Below are 16,046 nucleotides of genomic sequence, written 5' to 3' on the forward strand. Positions count from 1 at the left end.
ACAAGTCATATCATTCCGAGGTCGATCGCGATGCGTTACCCGAACCTTTTCAAACCTCTCACGCTGAACAAGCTGACTTTGCGCAACCGTATTGTCAGCACCGCGCATGCGGAGGTGTATGCGGAGCCGGGCGGACTGCCTGGTGACCGCTATATTCGCTATTACGAAGAAAAGGCTAAGGGCGGTGTCGGCCTCGCCGTCTGCGGCGGTTCGAGCCCGGTGTCGATCGACAGCCCGCAAGGCTGGTGGAAGTCGGTGAATCTATCGACTGACAAGATCATCGATCCGCTCTCGCGGCTCGCCGAAGCCATGCACGCGCACGGCGCCAAGATCATGATTCAGGCCACGCACATGGGCCGCCGCTCGGCGTTTCATGGAGAGCACTGGCCGCATCTGATGTCGCCTTCCGGCGTGCGTGAGCCGGTGCATCGTGGCAACGCGAAGATCATTGAAGTGGAAGAGATTCGCCGCATTATCACTGACTTCGCGGCTGCCGCGAAACGCGTGAAGGATGCGGGCATGGACGGCGTCGAAATCTCGGCGGCTCACCAGCATCTGATCGACCAGTTCTGGAGCCCGCGCACCAACTTTCGTACCGACGAATGGGGCGGCTCGCTCGAAAACCGCCTGCGTTTCGGCGTCGAAGTGTTGCAGGCGGTGCGCGAAGCGGTGGGCCCGGACTTCTGCGTGGGCTTGCGCATGTGCGGCGACGAGTTCCATGAAGACGGGCTCGACCACGAGCAACTGAAAGAGATTGCGCAGGCCATGAGCGAAAGCGGCCTGATCGATTACCTCGGCGTGATCGGCTCCGGTGCGGATACGCACAACACGCTCGCCAACTGCATGCCGCCGATGGCGCTCCCGCCCGAGCCTTTCGTGCATCTCGCGGCCGGCATCAAGTCGGTCGTGAAAATCCCGGTCATGCATGCACAAAGTATTCGCGATGCGGGCCAGGCTGAGCGTCTGCTGGCAAGCGGCATGGTCGATCTGGTCGGCATGACGCGCGCGCAGATCGCCGACCCGCATATGGTCATCAAGATCCGCGATGGCCGCGAGGATGAAATCAAGCAATGCGTCGGTGCGAATTATTGCATCGATCGCCAGTACAACGGGCTCGATGTTCTGTGCGTGCAGAATGCGGCGACCTCGCGCGAGGCGACCATGCCGCATGTGATCGCGCGCACGAACGGGCCGAAGCGCAAGGTCGTCGTGGTCGGCGCGGGTCCGGCCGGACTCGAAGCAGCGCGTGTCGCGAAGTCGCGTGGTCATGACGTGGTGCTGTTCGAAAAGAACGACTACGTCGGCGGCCAGATCATGCTCGCGGCAAAAGCGCCGCAGCGCGAGCAGATGGCGGGCATCGTCCGCTGGTTCGACATGGAGACGAAGCGCCTCGGCGTGGACCGGCGCCTCGGTGTCGCTGCCGACGAAAAGACCATCATGGCCGAGAAGCCGGACATCATCGTGCTGGCAACGGGCGGCTCGGCGTTCACGTCGCAAGTCGCCGCGTGGGGCGTTGACGAAGGTCTCGCGGTGAGTTCGTGGGACGTGCTCTCGGGCAAGGTCGAACCCGGCAAGAACGTGCTCGTGTATGACGGCGTCAGCACGCATGCGGGCGCGGGTGTTGCCGATTTCATCTCGAGCCGCGGTTCGAATGTCGAGATCGTCACGCCGGACGTGAAAGTGGCCGACGACGTGGGCGGCACCACCTTCCCGATTTTCTATCGGCGCCTGTATGCGCAGGGCGTCGTTCACACGCCGAATTACTGGCTCGATAAAGTCTACGAGGAAGATGGCAAGAAGATCGCCGTGCTTCGCAACGAGTACACCGAGGAGCAGGAAGAGCGTGCGGTCGATCAGGTCGTGATCGAGAACGGCAGCACGCCGAACGACGAGTTGTACTGGAAGCTCAAGCCCGAGTCGCTAAATCGCGGACAGGTCGATGTGCATAAGCTCTTTGCATCCGAGCCGCAGCCGTCGCTTTCGGAAGAACTCGGCAATGGCCGCTTCCTGCTGTTCCGCGTCGGCGACTGCATCTCCATGCACAACATTCACGGCGCGATTTACGACGCGCTGCGCCTTTGCAAGGATTTCTGACGATGAGCCCCGTGTCTGTCATCACCGTGCTGTTGTGGTTGTCGATGGCGGGTCTGGCGTTCGCACTCGCGAAGCGTGCCGCATATTGGCGCGTGGGTCGCGCGACGGCGGCGGGCGCGTACGGCTGGGCCAATCTGCTGTCGATTCCGAAACGCTACTTCGTCGATCTGCATCATGTGGTCGCGCGCGATCCGTACATTGCGAAAACGCACATGGCAACCGCCGGCGGTGCGATCCTCGCTATGGCGCTCGTGTTCGTCAACTACGGTCTCGCGATCTACTCGCCGTGGCTAGACAAGCTGATCTTTCTGGCCGCGCTCGTGATGCTGGTCGGCGCCGCGTTCGTATGGCGTCGGCGGCATGGCGCGAAGGCGATGCCCGCGCGGCTTTCGCGTGGACCTTGGGATCATCTGCCGCTGCTGCTCGGGTCGTTCGCGCTTGGTCTCGTGTTGTTCATCGCACTGCCGGCCGCGGCGATGTCGGGCGCGCTCGCAATCATCGTCGCGCTGCTGGTTGCAGTGGGCGCCTTCACGATGACGTTTGGCGCGGCGCGTGGCGGTCCGATGAAACATGCGCTCGCGGGTCTGCTGCATCTCGCGTTTCATCCGCGTCAGGAGCGCTTTGCCGAGCGTAACGATCGCGACATGGTGCCGCCGACTGCATTGAAGGCGCCGCAGCTCGACGCGAAAGAATATGGCGTGGGCAAGCCTGTGGAGTTTCGCTGGAATCAGTTGCTCAGTTTCGATGCATGCGTGCAGTGCGGCAAATGCGAGGCAGCATGTCCCGCGTTCGCCGCCGGCCAGCCGCTCAATCCGAAGAAGCTGATTCAGGATCTGGTGACTGGCATGGTGGGCGGCACGGACGCCGAATACGCAGGCAGTCCCACGCCCGGCATTCCGGTCGGCAAGCATGGCGGTGCGCCTGGCAAGCCGCTGATTTCCAGCCTGATCGAAGCGGAAACGCTGTGGTCGTGCACGACGTGCCGCGCTTGCGTGCAGGAGTGTCCGATGCTGATCGAGCATGTCGACGCCATCGTGGATATGCGCCGCAATCAAACGCTCGTGGAAGGCATCGTGCCGGGCAAGGGGCCGATCACGCTCGCGAATCTGCGCGAAACAGGCAGCTCGAACGGTTACGACATCGGCGCGCGTTATGACTGGGCCGTCGATTTGCAGGTGCAGGTCGCGCAGCCTGGGCGTCGCGTTGATGTGCTGCTGATTGCCGGCGAAGGCGCGTTCGACATGCGCTATCAGCGCACGCTGCGCGCGCTCGTCAAGGTGCTGAATCGCGCGGGCATCGACTATGCGGTGCTCGGCGGTGTCGAAACCGATACGGGCGACACGGCGCGGCGTCTCGGCGACGAAGCCACGTTCCAGCAACTCGCCAGGAAGTTGATCGGCACGCTCTCGCAGTACTCGTTCGGCAAGATCGTCACTTCCGACCCGCACGTGCTGCACAGCTTGCGCAACGAGTATCGCGCGTTGGGCGGCTTCTACGACGTGCAGCATCACACTGCGTTGATCGATGAACTCGTCGCGAGCGGCAAGCTGTCGCCACGCGCGGTCGCCGCCTACGCGGATCGCAACATCACGTATCACGATCCGTGCTACCTGGGCCGCTATAACGGCGAGACCGAGGCACCGCGCCGTGTTTTAAAGAGCATCGGCATCAAGGTTGTCGAGATGGAGCGCAACGGCATGCGTGGACGTTGCTGCGGAGGCGGCGGCGGTGCCCCGTTGACCGACATTCCGGGCAAGCGGCGCATTCCGGACATTCGCATCGACGACGCGCGCGACATCGGTGCCGAGATTGTCGCCGTGGGCTGCCCGAATTGCACGGCGATGCTCGAAGGCGTGGTCGGGCCGCGTCCTGAGGTGCTGGACGTCGTCGAACTGGTTGCAGCGGCGCTGGAGTAACGCGATGAACACAATCAAACGAATCGATCCGCGCCGCCCGTTCACGATCACGGCAGACGGACTCAGGCGCATTACGTTGGGCGTGACCGGTGTGGCGGGCACAATGGATTTCGCCGCGACGGGCGCGGCGCACCGTGAGCACGCAAAGCCGCGCCGCACGACGGCCACGCCGCAGCATGTGATGCTAGTGGCGGCGCACGCGGACCGCGGCGCGCTTGACGATCACGCGCGCCAGACGCTGGCCGCCGCTGCGTTGATCGCCGATGCGGCCACTGACGTGGTGCTGCTCGTATTCGGCGAATTCACCGGCGATGCTGCTGCGCTCGGCGCAGATAAGCTGATCGAACTGCCTATGTTCGATCGACGCAAGTTCGCGCCGGTCGACGAATTGAATGCGCTCGCCGCATGCGTCGCTGCTTATGCGCCGGTCCATGTTTTTCTGCCCGACAACGCGACAGGCGACGGCGACCTTGGCCGCCGCTATGCGGCCGCCGCGAATGCGAGCGTCGCGACGCATGTCGTTGAGATCGACGCCTCGCATGTGGCCTCTTATGTGCAGGCCAACACCGCGTTCGCCTCGTGCGCGCTGCCCGAAGTGATCCTGGTCGCGCCTAATGCCGTCGACCCGAAGCTGCCGTTCGTCGGCGCCGGAGAGCGAGTCGTATGGCGTTTCGATGGCGAACCCGCCGCAACGAAAGGCATGGGGCGTGACCTCGGCATCGAAGAAATGGACGCGGCGCAACTCGCGCTCGAAGAAGCGGACTTCATCGTCTCCGCCGGCAACGGCGTGAGCGACGTGCCCGCGTTCGAGCGTCTCGCGGCCACACTCGGTGCGGCAATCGGCGCGAGCCGCGTTGCCGTCGACGACGGCAAGTTCACGCGCGACAAGCAGATCGGCGCGACAGGCAAGACGGTTGAAGCGAGCGTGTATATCGCGTTCGGCATCTCCGGCGCGGTGCAGCATTTGCAGGGCATCAAGGATTGCCGTCACGTGATCGCGGTGAACCTCGATGCGAGCGCGCCGATAGCCAAGCGCGCGAACCTGACGGTCATCGCGGACGCGCAGGAAACGATCGCGGCGCTGAACGACGCGGCTGCCGCGGCTCGCACGTCACGCGGCACGAGTGCTGCCTTACTGAATTCGAAGGCCGTCGCCGAAGGAGCGCTCGCATGAAAATCGCCGTACTGGTTTCCGTGGGCCGACATCCGGTGAGCGGCGTCGCGCGCTACAGCCGCAACGACGCGGCCGCGCTGACGATGGCGCTGTCGCTCGCAAAGCAGCACAACGCAGCGCTTGACGTGCTGCATGCGGGCGATCCTTCAAATCCCGCGTTGCAGGAATATCTCGCGCTCGGCGCGCGCTCGGTCGAAGTGCTTGCGATTCCCGCAGCAAATGAATCGCAAGCGGATGCAGCGGTGCCGCTCGCCGCGCGTTTGCAGGGCTACGATCTGGTAGTGACCGGTACGCGTGCCGAAGGCGCATTCGACAGCGGCATGCTGCCGTATCGCGTAGCCAATGCGCTGGACATTCCACTCGTGGGCGCGGCTGTCGACGTGACCCTCAATGACAGCTGCGCGCAAGTCCGGCAATTCATGCCGAAGGGTTTGCGTCGCCGTGTCGAGGTGCAATTGCCCGCGCTGATCGTCGTGCATCCGATGGCGAACGCCACGCCGACCTATGCCTATGCACGGCTGCGCGAAGGCACCATTCGCCCGGTCGCCTGCAGGACGAGCGGCAACGCCGCGGACCTCGCCTGGACCATCCGTCCGGCGAGCGCCAAACCCGTGCGTCTCGCCGCCGTCGAAAAGCGTTCGGGCCATGCTCGCATGCTCTCGGCGACAACGACGGAAAGCCGCGGCGGCAGCGTCGTAATTGAAGGGAGTTCCGTCGAAAAAGCACAAGTGATTCTCGCGTATTTGCGCGAGCATCAACTCGTGGATTACTGATTTCAGGTTCAGGCGAGCATGCGGCCAGGAGGGCCTGGCGCGGCGCCAGACGTGACACGCAACGGAGCACACAATGCAAGTTCCCGCAGACGTTCGCGCAATGATCGAGCGCCGCAAGAAGAATCACACGCTGGAAGCACCGTTCTATACGAGCGAGGATATTTTCGCGCTCGACATGGACGCAATCTTCCGGCAACACTGGATCCAGGTCGCGGTGGAACCGGACGTGCCCGAACCGGGCGATTACATCACGGTGGAAGTCGGCCACGATTCCATTCTGATCGTGCGCGACGACGACATGCAGGTGAGGGCGTTTCACAACGTGTGCCGTCATCGCGGCGCACGCCTGTGCAATACCGACAAGGGTTCACTCGGCAATATCGTGTGCCCGTATCACAGCTGGACGTATAACCTGAATGGCGACCTGATGTTCGCGGAGCACATGGGCGACCAGTTCGACCGGTGCAAGCACAGCCTGAAGAAAGTGCACGTCGAGAACCTGGCGGGCCTTATTTTCATTTGCCTCGCCGACAACCCGCCCGCAGACTTTCCCGTGATGCGCGCGGCGATGGAGCCTTACCTGTTGCCGCACGAACTGGCCGGCTGCAAGATCGCGGCGTCGATCGACATTATCGAGGAAGGCAACTGGAAGCTCACGATGGAGAACAATCGCGAGTGCTATCACTGCGTCGCGAACCATCCCGAACTGACCATTTCGCTGTACGAATACGGCTTTGGCTATCAACGCAGTCCGGCTAACGAAGAAGGCATGGCCGCTTTCGAAGAGACGGTTGCGCGCCGCACCGCGCAATGGGAAGCGATGAAGCTGCCGTCGGCGGAAATCGAACGGCTTGCGGATCTCGTGACCGGTTTTCGCACGCAACGTCTGCCGCTCGATCGCGACGGCGAATCGCAGACGCTCGACGCGAAAGTGGCGTCGAAGAAACTGCTCGGCGGATTCGAGCAGGCCGATCTTGGCGGCCTTTCTTTCTGGACGCAGCCGAATTCGTGGCATCACTTCATGAGCGATCACATTGTGAGCTTTTCCGTGATTCCGCTTTCCGCGGGCAAGACGCTAGTGCGCACGAAATGGCTCGTGCACAAGGACGCGCGTGAAGGCATCGACTACGACGTGAACAATCTCACGGCCGTATGGCGCGCGACCAACGACCAGGACCGCGCGCTCGTCGAGTACTCGCAACGTGGCGCATCGAGCAGCGCCTACGAGCCGGGTCCCTATTCGCCGTTCACGGAAGGCCTCGTGGAAAAGTTCTGCGAGTGGTACATCGGCCGTATTGCGGATTACAGCAATGCGCCGGAAACGCACGATGCCACGCCGGCCACGCACGGCGAAAAAGTCGTGTCCTTCATGCGCTGAGCGCACGAGCGCAACCAGGAGCGGGAGAAAACAATGATGCGCGATCAGGCGACGTTTCAACTCGGCGCCGAGCCGGTCTCGGAGTATGCAACAAGCCGTGTTACGCAGCCGCGCTTCTGGGACACGTTGCCCGCGCGGTGGAACAGCGATGTCGACGACACGCTGGTGTGTTGCCACGTCCGTCAGGAAACGCATGACGTGAAGAGCTTTTTCTTCCGCGCGCCGTCCGAACGGGTCTTCGTGTTCGAGCCTGGGCAGTTCATCACGCTCGAACTCGAGATTGACGGCGAATCGATCAACCGCTGCTATACGATTTCGTCGCCGCCTACGCGTCCGCACACCATCTCCATTACGGTGAAGCGTGTGCCGGGCGGCAAGGTGTCGAACTGGCTACACGACAATCTGCAAGCAGGCGGGGAAGTTCGCGTACTCGGACCCGCGGGCGAGTTTACGTGCGCCCGTCATCCGGCCCGGAAGTTTCTGTTTCTATCGGCGGGTTCGGGCGTTACACCGTTGATGTCGATGAGCCGCGCACATCACGAGCTCGGCGAGGACAGCGACATTGTTTTCGTGCACAGCGCCCGCACGCCGGACGACATTATCTTCGCGCGAGAGCTGGATCTGATCGCGTCGAATCAAACGCAGTTCCGTACCGCATTTGTTTGCGAGCGGCTCGGCGCACGCCGGAATTGGCCAGGCGTGACAGGCTTTCTGACTTTGCCGCTGCTGAAGCTGATCGCGCCGGACTTTCTGGAGCGTGAGATTTTCACCTGCGGGCCGGCGCCGTATATGCAGGCGGTGCGCAAGCTGCTGGACGAGGGCGGTTTCGATCGCAGCCATTATCACGAGGAAAGCTTCTCGTTCGAAACGGTCAGCGAGGTCGCGGCACAATTGACGACGACGCATGTGGCGAACGTGATGCAGGCTTCGCCAGAACCCGTGACGGTGGAAAGCTTTGGGCAGGCGCGGGAAGAAGCGCCGGGCTTCGAGCCCGCTTCTATTCCGGATTCCATTCTTTCCGCCGCTCCTGCTACGACCGAAACGGAAACGCGCTACAAGGTCAGCTTCACGAAAAGCAATCGCGAGATCGAATGCGGCAGCGGCCAGCATGTGCTGGACGCCGCGAAGAAAGCGGGCGTACGTCTGCCTGCATCGTGCACGCAAGGCATGTGCGGAACGTGCAAGGTGAAGCTCGTATCCGGTGAAGTCGCGATGAAACACGCGGGCGGCATTCGTCAGCGCGAGATCGACCAAGGCATGGTGCTGCTCTGTTGCAGCAAGCCGCTGACCGATCTCGTGGTCGAGAAGTGAGCATCGCGAAAGTTTCGATTGATGGGCGTCGATAAGTCGTACGAGAAGTACGCCCGCCAGGTTGCCGATGGTCGCATGTGGACAACTGCATGTCGCAAAACAACGTTACCTGGCAATTCTGGCTGGCGATTCTAAATGCTCATTGGGTTGTATGTGGAAGGCGAACGGGAGAAGGCGATGAGACTGATCAGAAAGATACTGGTGTTGAGCACCCTGAGCGCGGCGCTGGCGGCAAGCAGCGTGAGCGTTTCGGCGGATACGAAGCCGACCATCAAGATCGGCTACGTGGAAGGCTGGGACGATAGCGTCGCAACGTCCAACGTGGCCGCGCGCGTGATCGAAAAGCGCCTCGGCTATCAGGTGCAACTCGTGCCGGTCGCGGCCGGCGTGATGTGGCAAGGCGTGGCGCGCGGCGATCTCGACGCGACGCTGTCAGCGTGGCTGCCGGTCACGCACGGTGCGTACTGGAATAACTTCAAGGACAAGGTGGTCGACCTCGGCCCGAACTTTAACGACGCGAAGATCGGCCTGATTGTCCCCGACAATCTCGACGTGAAAACGGTGGGCGACCTCGAAGCGAAGAAGGCGGAATTCGGTTCGCGCATCGTCGGTATCGACGCCGGTGCGGGCGTGATGCAGAAAACCAGCGAAGCCATCAAGGCATACGGACTCGACTATAAGCTGATGCCGAGTTCGGGCAGCGCGATGACCGCGGAACTGGCGCGTTCGGAAGCGGCGAGCAAGCCGATTATCGTGACCGGCTGGAAGCCGCACTGGATGTTCGCGAAGTACAAGCTGAAATTCCTTGAAGATCCGAAGAAGGTGTTCGGTGAAGCCGAGCATGTGGACAGCGTGGTGAATCCGGAGCTGGAAAAGAAGGCGCCGCCGGTTGTCGCGTTCCTCAAGAAATTTCAGTGGAAACCGGGCGAGATCGACAGCGTGATGCTCGCGACGCAAAACGGCGAGAAGCCGACTGCGGCCGCCGATGCATGGATCGGCGCACATAGCGATCGCGTGGATAGCTGGGTGAAGTAATTCGCTTTGGCTGCTGTACGACGATGCAAGGAAACGCCGCTTTTCAAGCGGCGTTTCTGTTTCCGCCTTCGTTTTCTATTTATTGCAGCACGACGGTTCTATCGCCGTTGATAAACACGCGCCGCTCGATAAATGCCTTCACTGCGCGAGCGAGCGTAATGCATTCGACGTCGCGTCCCGTGGCGAGCAAGCGCTCCGGGCTGTACGAATGATCGACACGCTCCACAACCTGCTCGATGATCGGACCTTCGTCGAGATCGTCGGTCACGAAGTGCGCCGTTGCGCCGATCAGTTTGACCCCGCGCGCATGCGCCTGGTGATACGGCTTAGCGCCCTTGAAGCCGGGCAGAAACGAATGATGAATGTTGATCGCGCGCGCGGCGAGCGCACGGCTCGTTTCGCCGGAAAGAATCTGCATATAGCGCGCGAGAATCATCAATTCCGCGCCGGATGTCTCGAACAGATCGAGCAAACGCGCTTCCTGCTGCGGCTTCGTATCCGCACTGATCGGCAGATGATGAAACGGCAATCCATGTTGCTGGGCCAACGGTTCGAAATCGCGATGATTAGAACCGATGCCGACAATGTCCATTTTCAATTCACCCATTCGCCAGCGAAATAGCAGATCCGCGAGACAGTGCTCGAGTTTCGACACCATGATGAGGACCTTGGGGCGAGTGGCGACATCGTGCATTGCCCACGTCATACGAAAGCGCTCGGCGATGGATTCAAATTCGCGTTTGAGCGCCGCGATATTTAGCGTCTCGTTGCTGTTCACGCCATGAAAAACGCAGCGCACGAAAAAGCGTTCGCTGAGGTCGTCGTCGAAAACGGTGAGTTCGTCGATATAGCAATGATGCCGGTCGAGAAAGCCGACAACGGCGGCAACCTGGCCCGCGGCGCTCGGACACGCAACGGTGAGAACCAGTTGATCAGGACGGGAATCGGCAGACATGCGCTCTCCACATAGACGAAAAGGGCGACGCCGCGGGGCGCGGCATGCATCCTCGCAGTAGAGCAAATTCATGAGCGGCGCGGATAGAAGCGAATCGCCGTCGCGCTGGAACGGGAACGTCAGGTGCTCATTCGGCGTCGAGCCCGCATTCGCCGAGCAGCCATTGGCGGAAAGCGTCGACTGCCGGCGTGGCCGCACGCTGCGTAACCAGCATGTAGCCGCGCTCTGTCACCACGGGTGCATCGAACAGTTCGACAAGCTGCCCGGTAGCGAGTAATTCGTCGACGAGCGGCGCCCAGCCAAGCGCCACACCCTGGCCCATGATTGCCGCGTGAGCGACGAGCGTAAAGCTATTGAAGGTGATGCCCCGATGCGCGGCGGCCGCAACAAGACTGTGTGCCGCGAACCAGTCGGCCCATGAGAGCCAGCGCGCCGGTTGCGTCGGTTCGAGATGCAGAAGCGGCAGGGCAAGCAGTTCGGACGGCGAGCGCAACGGCGGATGCGCTGCAAGAAACGCGGGACTGCACACTGGCGTGACGCGCTCCGGAAACAGTTTGACCACGCTGCGCGCGTTCCAGTCCGCATGTTCGTCGCCGAAGGCGATCGCCACGTCCGCTTGATCGTGCGAAGGATCGAACACGCTTTGCGACGTGATGATCTTCACATCGACATCGGGCATCAGCGCCTTGAATTGCGAAAGCCGCGGCATCAGCCAATAGGTGGCGAAGCCGAAATCGGTGGACAGCGTAAGCGTTTGCGGCGTGCGCCGCGCGCGGATTTCCGTGGTGGCAAGGCGGATAGTGTCGAGCGCATGACGTACCGCTTCGAAGAGCCGCTCGCCGTCTTCGGTGAGCCTGACGCCGCGGTGACCGCGCTCGAAGAGCGGAGCGCCCAGCGTTTCTTCGAGCTGCACGATGCGCTGGCTCACTGCCGGCTGCGTGGAGCCCAGTTCGCGCGCGGCCGCGGTAAAGCTCGCCAGACGCGCGGCGGATTCGAACATCGTCAATGCCTGCATTGGCGGCAAGCGATCCTGCCTCGACATAACGCCCCCTTATAGGCACATAACGAATTGCCGTCTTCACAGCCCCGAATTGACCGGCAATAGTGATGTTCATGCCGGGCGCGGCCCGCGAACTTCTCTTGCGGTTGCACCGGCACTTGCACTGACACTCATGATTTTATTCGAGGCGCGCTCCAATGCTTGACAGCAAAAAGAATATTCTCGTTCTGATGGCCGACCAGATGACTCCGTTCGCGCTCGCCGCATATGGACATCCGCTTACTAGAACACCCAACCTCGACCGCCTCGCGAAGCAGGGCGTAGTATTCGATTCGGCGTATTGCGCGAGCCCGCTGTGTGCGCCGTCGCGCTTTTCTTTTCTGTCGGGCAAGCTGCCGTCCGCAATCGGCGCGTACGACAATGCAGCGGAATTTCCGTCGCAAACGCTGACGTTTGCGCACTACCTCCGCGCAGAAGGATATCGCACGATTCTGTCCGGCAAAATGCATTTCTGCGGCGCCGATCAATTGCATGGCTTTGAAGAGCGCCTTACAACTGACATTTACCCAGCCGACTTCGGCTGGACTCCGAACTGGGACGATTTCGAAGCGCGCCCCACGTGGTATCACAACATGAGTTCCGTCATCGACGCGGGCCCGTGCGTGCGCACGAATCAGCTCGATTTCGACGATGAAGTCACGTTCACCACGCGCCAGAAGCTCTTCGATATTGCGCGCGAACGTCATGCCGGAAAGGATGCCAGGCCGTTCTGCATGGTTGCCTCGTTGACGCATCCGCACGATCCGTACGCGATTCCGCAAAAGTACTGGGACATGTATCGCGACGAAGACATCGATATGCCCGTGCATCGCGGTTCATTCGATGAAGCCGAACCTCATTCGAAGCGCTTGCGTCACGTTTGCGAAACCGACCGCACGCCGCCCACCGATCAACAGATTCGCAACGCACGTCGTGCTTATTATGGCGCGATCGCCTACGTCGACGATCAGTTTGGCGCGATCCTCGAAGCGCTCGAACAGTCGGGACTCGCCAAAGACACGATTATTGTGGTGACCTCCGATCATGGCGAGATGCTTGGCGAGCGGGGCCTCTGGTACAAGATGACCTTCTTTGAAGGCGGTTGCCGCGTGCCGCTGATCGTGCATGCGCCGCAGCAATTCGACGCGCACCGGGTACGGGCTTCGGTATCACATCTCGATCTGCTGCCTACGCTGGTCGAATTGGCGCGCGGCGAACAACCGGCGGCATGGCCCGATTCACTGGATGGGCAGACTCTGGTGCCGCATTTGCTGGGAGAGCAGGGCGGTCATGACGAGGCGATTGGCGAGTACCTTGCTGAAGGTGCTATCGCGCCGATCGTGATGCTGCGGCGTGGGCGCTTCAAGTTCATTCACACACCGGTCGATCCCGACCAGCTCTACGACGTCGAAGCGGACCCGCTGGAGCGCGTGAACCTTGCGGCACTAGCGCAATACGCCGCCCAGGTCGATGCGTTGCGCAAGGAGATCGCCGACCGCTGGGACCTCGCCTCGCTGCACAAAGAAGTCCTGCAAAGCCAGCGGCGGCGCCGTTTCCATTTTGCCGCGACCACGCAAGGCACCATTGCTTCGTGGGACTGGCAGCCGTCGGTCGATGCAAGTCAGCGCTATATGCGCAATCACATCGACCTCAATACGCTGGAAGCGATGGCGCGCTTTCCTGCTGTCGCGCATTGATCGATTGAAGCAAACCTATTCCCCACCAACAGGAAGCCGCGATGATGAACACGCTATTTAAACAGGCGATAACCGGCGTTGCGCTGCTATGCGCGACCGGTTTTGCTTCGGCCGCCGAGCCGCAATCGTGCACGCAGGTCAACATGGCGGGGCCGGGCTGGACCGACATCGACGCAACTAATGCAATGACAGGCGTCGTTCTGAAGGCACTCGGGTATAAACAGAAGGTGGCGAACCTGTCGGTGCCGATTACGTACCAAGGTCTGAAAAAAGGGCAAATCGACGTCTTTCTCGGCAACTGGATGCCTGCCCAGGCGCCGGTCGTCAAGTCGTTCGAAGAAGAGAAGTCGATCGAGGTCATGCATCCGAATCTGAGCAACGCGAAGTTCACGCTCGCCGTGCCTGACTACGTGGCCGCCGCCGGCGTCCATTCTTTCGCAGACCTTGCAAAGAACGCCGACAAGTTCGACAGCAGGATCTACGGCATCGAGCCCGGCGCACCGGCTAATCAGAACATCAAGAAGATGGTTGATGACAAGGCATTTGGGCTCGACAGCTGGAAGGTAGTGGAATCGAGCGAGACGGGCATGCTCACGCAAGTCGAGCGCGCGGTGCGCGAGAAGAAATGGATCGTGTTTCTCGCCTGGGAGCCGCATGTGATGAACACGAAATTCAAGCTCACTTATCTCGACGGAGGCGATAAGTACTTCGGCCCGAACTATGGCGGTGCCACCGTCAACACGGTCGCGCGCAGCGGCTACGCGCAGCAATGCCCGAACGTGGGGCGCCTTTTCAAGCAGCTTACATTCAACGTCGATCTGGAAAACGGTGTGATTACCGAGGTACTCGAAAAGAAAACCGGTGTCGATGCAGCAGCGACAGAAGCGCTCAAGCGTCATCCCGAGTTGCTCAAATCATGGCTCGATGGCGTGAACACCGCGAGCGGCGCAAATGGTTTGCAAGCCGTTCAGACGGCGCTCGGCGTGAAGTAACGGAGGCAATGGTAATCGCGAGGTCGCGAGGCGACAGATTCATGTCGCATCCAATCGATTCATCGTAAATCTGGACCCGTATTCTTGACTCGTCGTTGAAGGCCTGGTGGGACTTACATGCTTATCAAATAGCACCAGGCCCTATCGATCGGTCTCAGCCGGTTTCGAACTGCCCGTCATGCGAGAAATGCTGCGCGCCGATCAATAGCGCGTAGCAGGGATCGCTTTATCCAACGAATTGCGCAGGCACAGAGCAGGGGAGAATTAGATGAAGAAGAGAAATGCCGCCAGTCTTTCGGGACTCGCTATTGCAGCAAGCGCCGTATGCGCGTCAACGGCAGTCCACGCGCAAAGCAGCGTCACGCTGTATGGCGTTCTGGACGCCGGCATCACGTACGTGAATAATGCCGGCGGCGCCCATCAGGTTAAATTCGATGACGGCATTTCGTACGGCAACCGTATCGGCTTCAAGGGCGTCGAGGATCTCGGCGGCGGCTTGCAGGCCGTATTCGTACTCGAGTCGGGTTTTCACCTGGGCAACGGACAATTCGGATTCGGCGGTGCGGAATTCGGCCGTCAGGCTTATGTCGGCCTGAAGAACAACTGGGGCACGTTGTCGTTCGGTAATCAGCTCGACATGACGGAAGAATTCGCCTACCTGTACAACATTTCCGCGTGGGCGAGCGGCTATGCGATTCACCAAGGCGACTTCGACCGGATGAACGGTGACCGGCTGCCGAATTCGATCAAGTTTCTCTCCAGCGATTACGCCGGTTTTTCTTTTGGCGGTATGTACTCGTTCGGCAATACCGCGGGCGACTTTCACCAGAAGAGCGCATGGAGCGTGGGTGCGCGCTATGAACACGGACCGTTCAACATGGGCGCCGCCTATACGCAGTTGAACAATCCGTTCGGTATTTACGCGTTCGATCCTTATGCAATGATCGGCACGCGTACGTTCCTCGGCAGACCGACTGTTTCCGTCGATCCTGCAACCGGCGCTGTAACGGATCTGTATAGCTCGTCCTCGTTTCCGGTCGACAAGCAGGGCGCGTTTGCAATCGGTGCCGCGTACACGATCGGTAATGTGATGCTAAGCGGCAATTTAACTTACACGACGATCAAGGGTCTCGGGCAGACGTCGCATATGCAGGTTTATGAGGGAGGGGCTTCGTATACCTTCACGCCTGCATTGATGCTGTACGGCGGCTATCAGCACACGCGATTTGAAGGAAACCACTGGAACCAAGGCTCCCTCGGGCTTCACTACCTGTTGTCCAAACGCACGGACGTGTATATCTCCGGCGATTATCTGCGTGCATCCGATGGTGTGAATGCGGTGATCGGCTACAGCTTCACCCCGTCGACCACGAGTACGCAAGCCGATGTTCGGATCGGGATGCGGCATTCGTTCTGATGTTCTGATGCGCTGATGGGCTCGCGTTAGCGCGGCGGATTCCCGGCAGCGGGAATTCGCCCGCGTTGTTTGTTGGATCGAGGGAAGCGGCTGGCACATATGAAATTTTACATAAGATAAATTATCAACAAAATCTATTGTAGAGGCTAAGTTGTAATGTCCGCTTTTAGCCAAGTTCAAATGTCCGCTTTTTCGCAGCGTAAGCTGACCGGCCGCCGGTGTTCCGGCGCGGGAGGCTTTGATGGCTGCGACCGGACTGATAACG

At 60.7% G+C, this 16,046-nt stretch carries 12 protein-coding genes; 10 read left to right on the forward strand and 2 right to left on the reverse strand.

Features of this window, described 5'->3' with window-relative positions; all coding sequences use genetic code 11:
• Window positions 1-30 precede the first annotated feature (30 nt).
• From C0Z16_RS30605 to C0Z16_RS30635, 7 genes are all read left to right on the forward strand, one after another.
• Window positions 31-2,094, forward strand: coding sequence for an NADH:flavin oxidoreductase (locus tag C0Z16_RS30605; protein WP_102635790.1), 2,064 nt, complete (start codon window positions 31-33; stop codon window positions 2,092-2,094).
• Between the two features lie 2 nt (window positions 2,095-2,096).
• Window positions 2,097-4,010 (forward strand): (Fe-S)-binding protein, encoded by a 1,914-nt coding sequence (locus C0Z16_RS30610; protein ID WP_102635791.1) that lies wholly within the window; start codon window positions 2,097-2,099, stop codon window positions 4,008-4,010.
• Between the two features lie 4 nt (window positions 4,011-4,014).
• On the forward strand, window positions 4,015-5,184 hold the full coding sequence (locus C0Z16_RS30615; protein ID WP_102635792.1) for an electron transfer flavoprotein subunit alpha/FixB family protein: 1,170 nt from the start codon (window positions 4,015-4,017) through the stop codon (window positions 5,182-5,184).
• Window positions 5,181-5,957 carry a drug:proton antiporter gene (locus tag C0Z16_RS30620; RefSeq protein ID WP_102635793.1) on the forward strand — a complete coding sequence of 259 codons (777 nt, stop codon included), beginning with the start codon at window positions 5,181-5,183 and terminating at the stop codon, window positions 5,955-5,957. The genes C0Z16_RS30615 and C0Z16_RS30620 overlap by 4 nt, the downstream gene beginning before the upstream one ends.
• Window positions 5,958-6,030: 73 nt before the next feature.
• The gene (locus tag C0Z16_RS30625) at window positions 6,031-7,335 is read left to right on the forward strand and encodes an aromatic ring-hydroxylating oxygenase subunit alpha (protein WP_102635794.1); all 1,305 of its coding nucleotides are present in this window, start codon (window positions 6,031-6,033) and stop codon (window positions 7,333-7,335) included.
• Window positions 7,336-7,368: 33 nt separating this feature from the next.
• Window positions 7,369-8,646: a hybrid-cluster NAD(P)-dependent oxidoreductase gene (locus tag C0Z16_RS30630; RefSeq protein WP_102635795.1), complete on the forward strand. Its 1,278-nt coding sequence runs from the start codon at window positions 7,369-7,371 to the stop codon at window positions 8,644-8,646.
• A 177-nt stretch (window positions 8,647-8,823) separates the two neighbouring features.
• Entirely contained in the window at window positions 8,824-9,681 is an 858-nt protein-coding gene (locus C0Z16_RS30635; protein ID WP_102635803.1) for a glycine betaine ABC transporter substrate-binding protein, read from the forward strand.
• A gap of 79 nt (window positions 9,682-9,760) precedes the next feature.
• Here C0Z16_RS30635 and purU read toward each other — a convergent pair whose 3' ends face one another.
• A complete protein-coding gene (gene purU, locus C0Z16_RS30640) occupies window positions 9,761-10,636 on the reverse strand; it encodes a formyltetrahydrofolate deformylase (RefSeq protein WP_102635796.1) in 876 nt (291 codons plus the stop codon).
• Between the two features lie 127 nt (window positions 10,637-10,763).
• Entirely contained in the window at window positions 10,764-11,678 is a 915-nt protein-coding gene (locus tag C0Z16_RS30645) for a choline sulfate utilization transcriptional regulator (protein ID WP_102635797.1), read from the reverse strand.
• A 155-nt stretch (window positions 11,679-11,833) separates the two neighbouring features.
• On the opposite strand from C0Z16_RS30645, the gene betC reads away from it, so the two are divergent.
• The 3 genes from betC (at window position 11,834) to C0Z16_RS30660 (ending at window position 15,781) form a co-directional block, all read left to right on the forward strand.
• Window positions 11,834-13,372, forward strand: coding sequence for a choline-sulfatase (betC, locus tag C0Z16_RS30650; protein WP_102635798.1), 1,539 nt, complete (start codon window positions 11,834-11,836; stop codon window positions 13,370-13,372).
• Between the two features lie 44 nt (window positions 13,373-13,416).
• Window positions 13,417-14,364: a choline ABC transporter substrate-binding protein gene (locus C0Z16_RS30655; protein WP_244201412.1), complete on the forward strand. Its 948-nt coding sequence runs from the start codon at window positions 13,417-13,419 to the stop codon at window positions 14,362-14,364.
• 268 nt (window positions 14,365-14,632) lie between these two features.
• Window positions 14,633-15,781, forward strand: coding sequence for a porin (locus C0Z16_RS30660; RefSeq protein ID WP_102635800.1), 1,149 nt, complete (start codon window positions 14,633-14,635; stop codon window positions 15,779-15,781).
• Window positions 15,782-16,046 lie beyond the last annotated feature (265 nt).

The organism is Paraburkholderia rhynchosiae (genome assembly GCF_002879865.1).
Taxonomy (GTDB): domain Bacteria; phylum Pseudomonadota; class Gammaproteobacteria; order Burkholderiales; family Burkholderiaceae; genus Paraburkholderia; species Paraburkholderia rhynchosiae.

Bases quoted from the DNA above. Each gene is read 5' to 3' on its own strand.
- C0Z16_RS30625 (WP_102635794.1), top strand. From the start codon at position 6,031: ATGCAAGTTCCCGCAGACGTTCGCGCAATGATCGAGCGCCGCAAGAAG.
- C0Z16_RS30615 (WP_102635792.1), top strand. From the start codon at position 4,015: ATGAACACAATCAAACGAATCGATCCGCGCCGCCCGTTCACGATCACG.
- C0Z16_RS30660 (WP_102635800.1), top strand. From the start codon at position 14,633: ATGAAGAAGAGAAATGCCGCCAGTCTTTCGGGACTCGCTATTGCAGCA.
- C0Z16_RS30610 (WP_102635791.1), top strand. From the start codon at position 2,097: ATGAGCCCCGTGTCTGTCATCACCGTGCTGTTGTGGTTGTCGATGGCG.
- C0Z16_RS30620 (WP_102635793.1), top strand. From the start codon at position 5,181: ATGAAAATCGCCGTACTGGTTTCCGTGGGCCGACATCCGGTGAGCGGC.
- C0Z16_RS30645 (WP_102635797.1), bottom strand. From the start codon at position 11,678: ATGTCGAGGCAGGATCGCTTGCCGCCAATGCAGGCATTGACGATGTTC.
- purU (WP_102635796.1), bottom strand. From the start codon at position 10,636: ATGTCTGCCGATTCCCGTCCTGATCAACTGGTTCTCACCGTTGCGTGT.
- C0Z16_RS30605 (WP_102635790.1), top strand. From the start codon at position 31: ATGCGTTACCCGAACCTTTTCAAACCTCTCACGCTGAACAAGCTGACT.
- C0Z16_RS30635 (WP_102635803.1), top strand. From the start codon at position 8,824: ATGAGACTGATCAGAAAGATACTGGTGTTGAGCACCCTGAGCGCGGCG.
- C0Z16_RS30630 (WP_102635795.1), top strand. From the start codon at position 7,369: ATGATGCGCGATCAGGCGACGTTTCAACTCGGCGCCGAGCCGGTCTCG.
- betC (WP_102635798.1), top strand. From the start codon at position 11,834: ATGCTTGACAGCAAAAAGAATATTCTCGTTCTGATGGCCGACCAGATG.
- C0Z16_RS30655 (WP_244201412.1), top strand. From the start codon at position 13,417: ATGAACACGCTATTTAAACAGGCGATAACCGGCGTTGCGCTGCTATGC.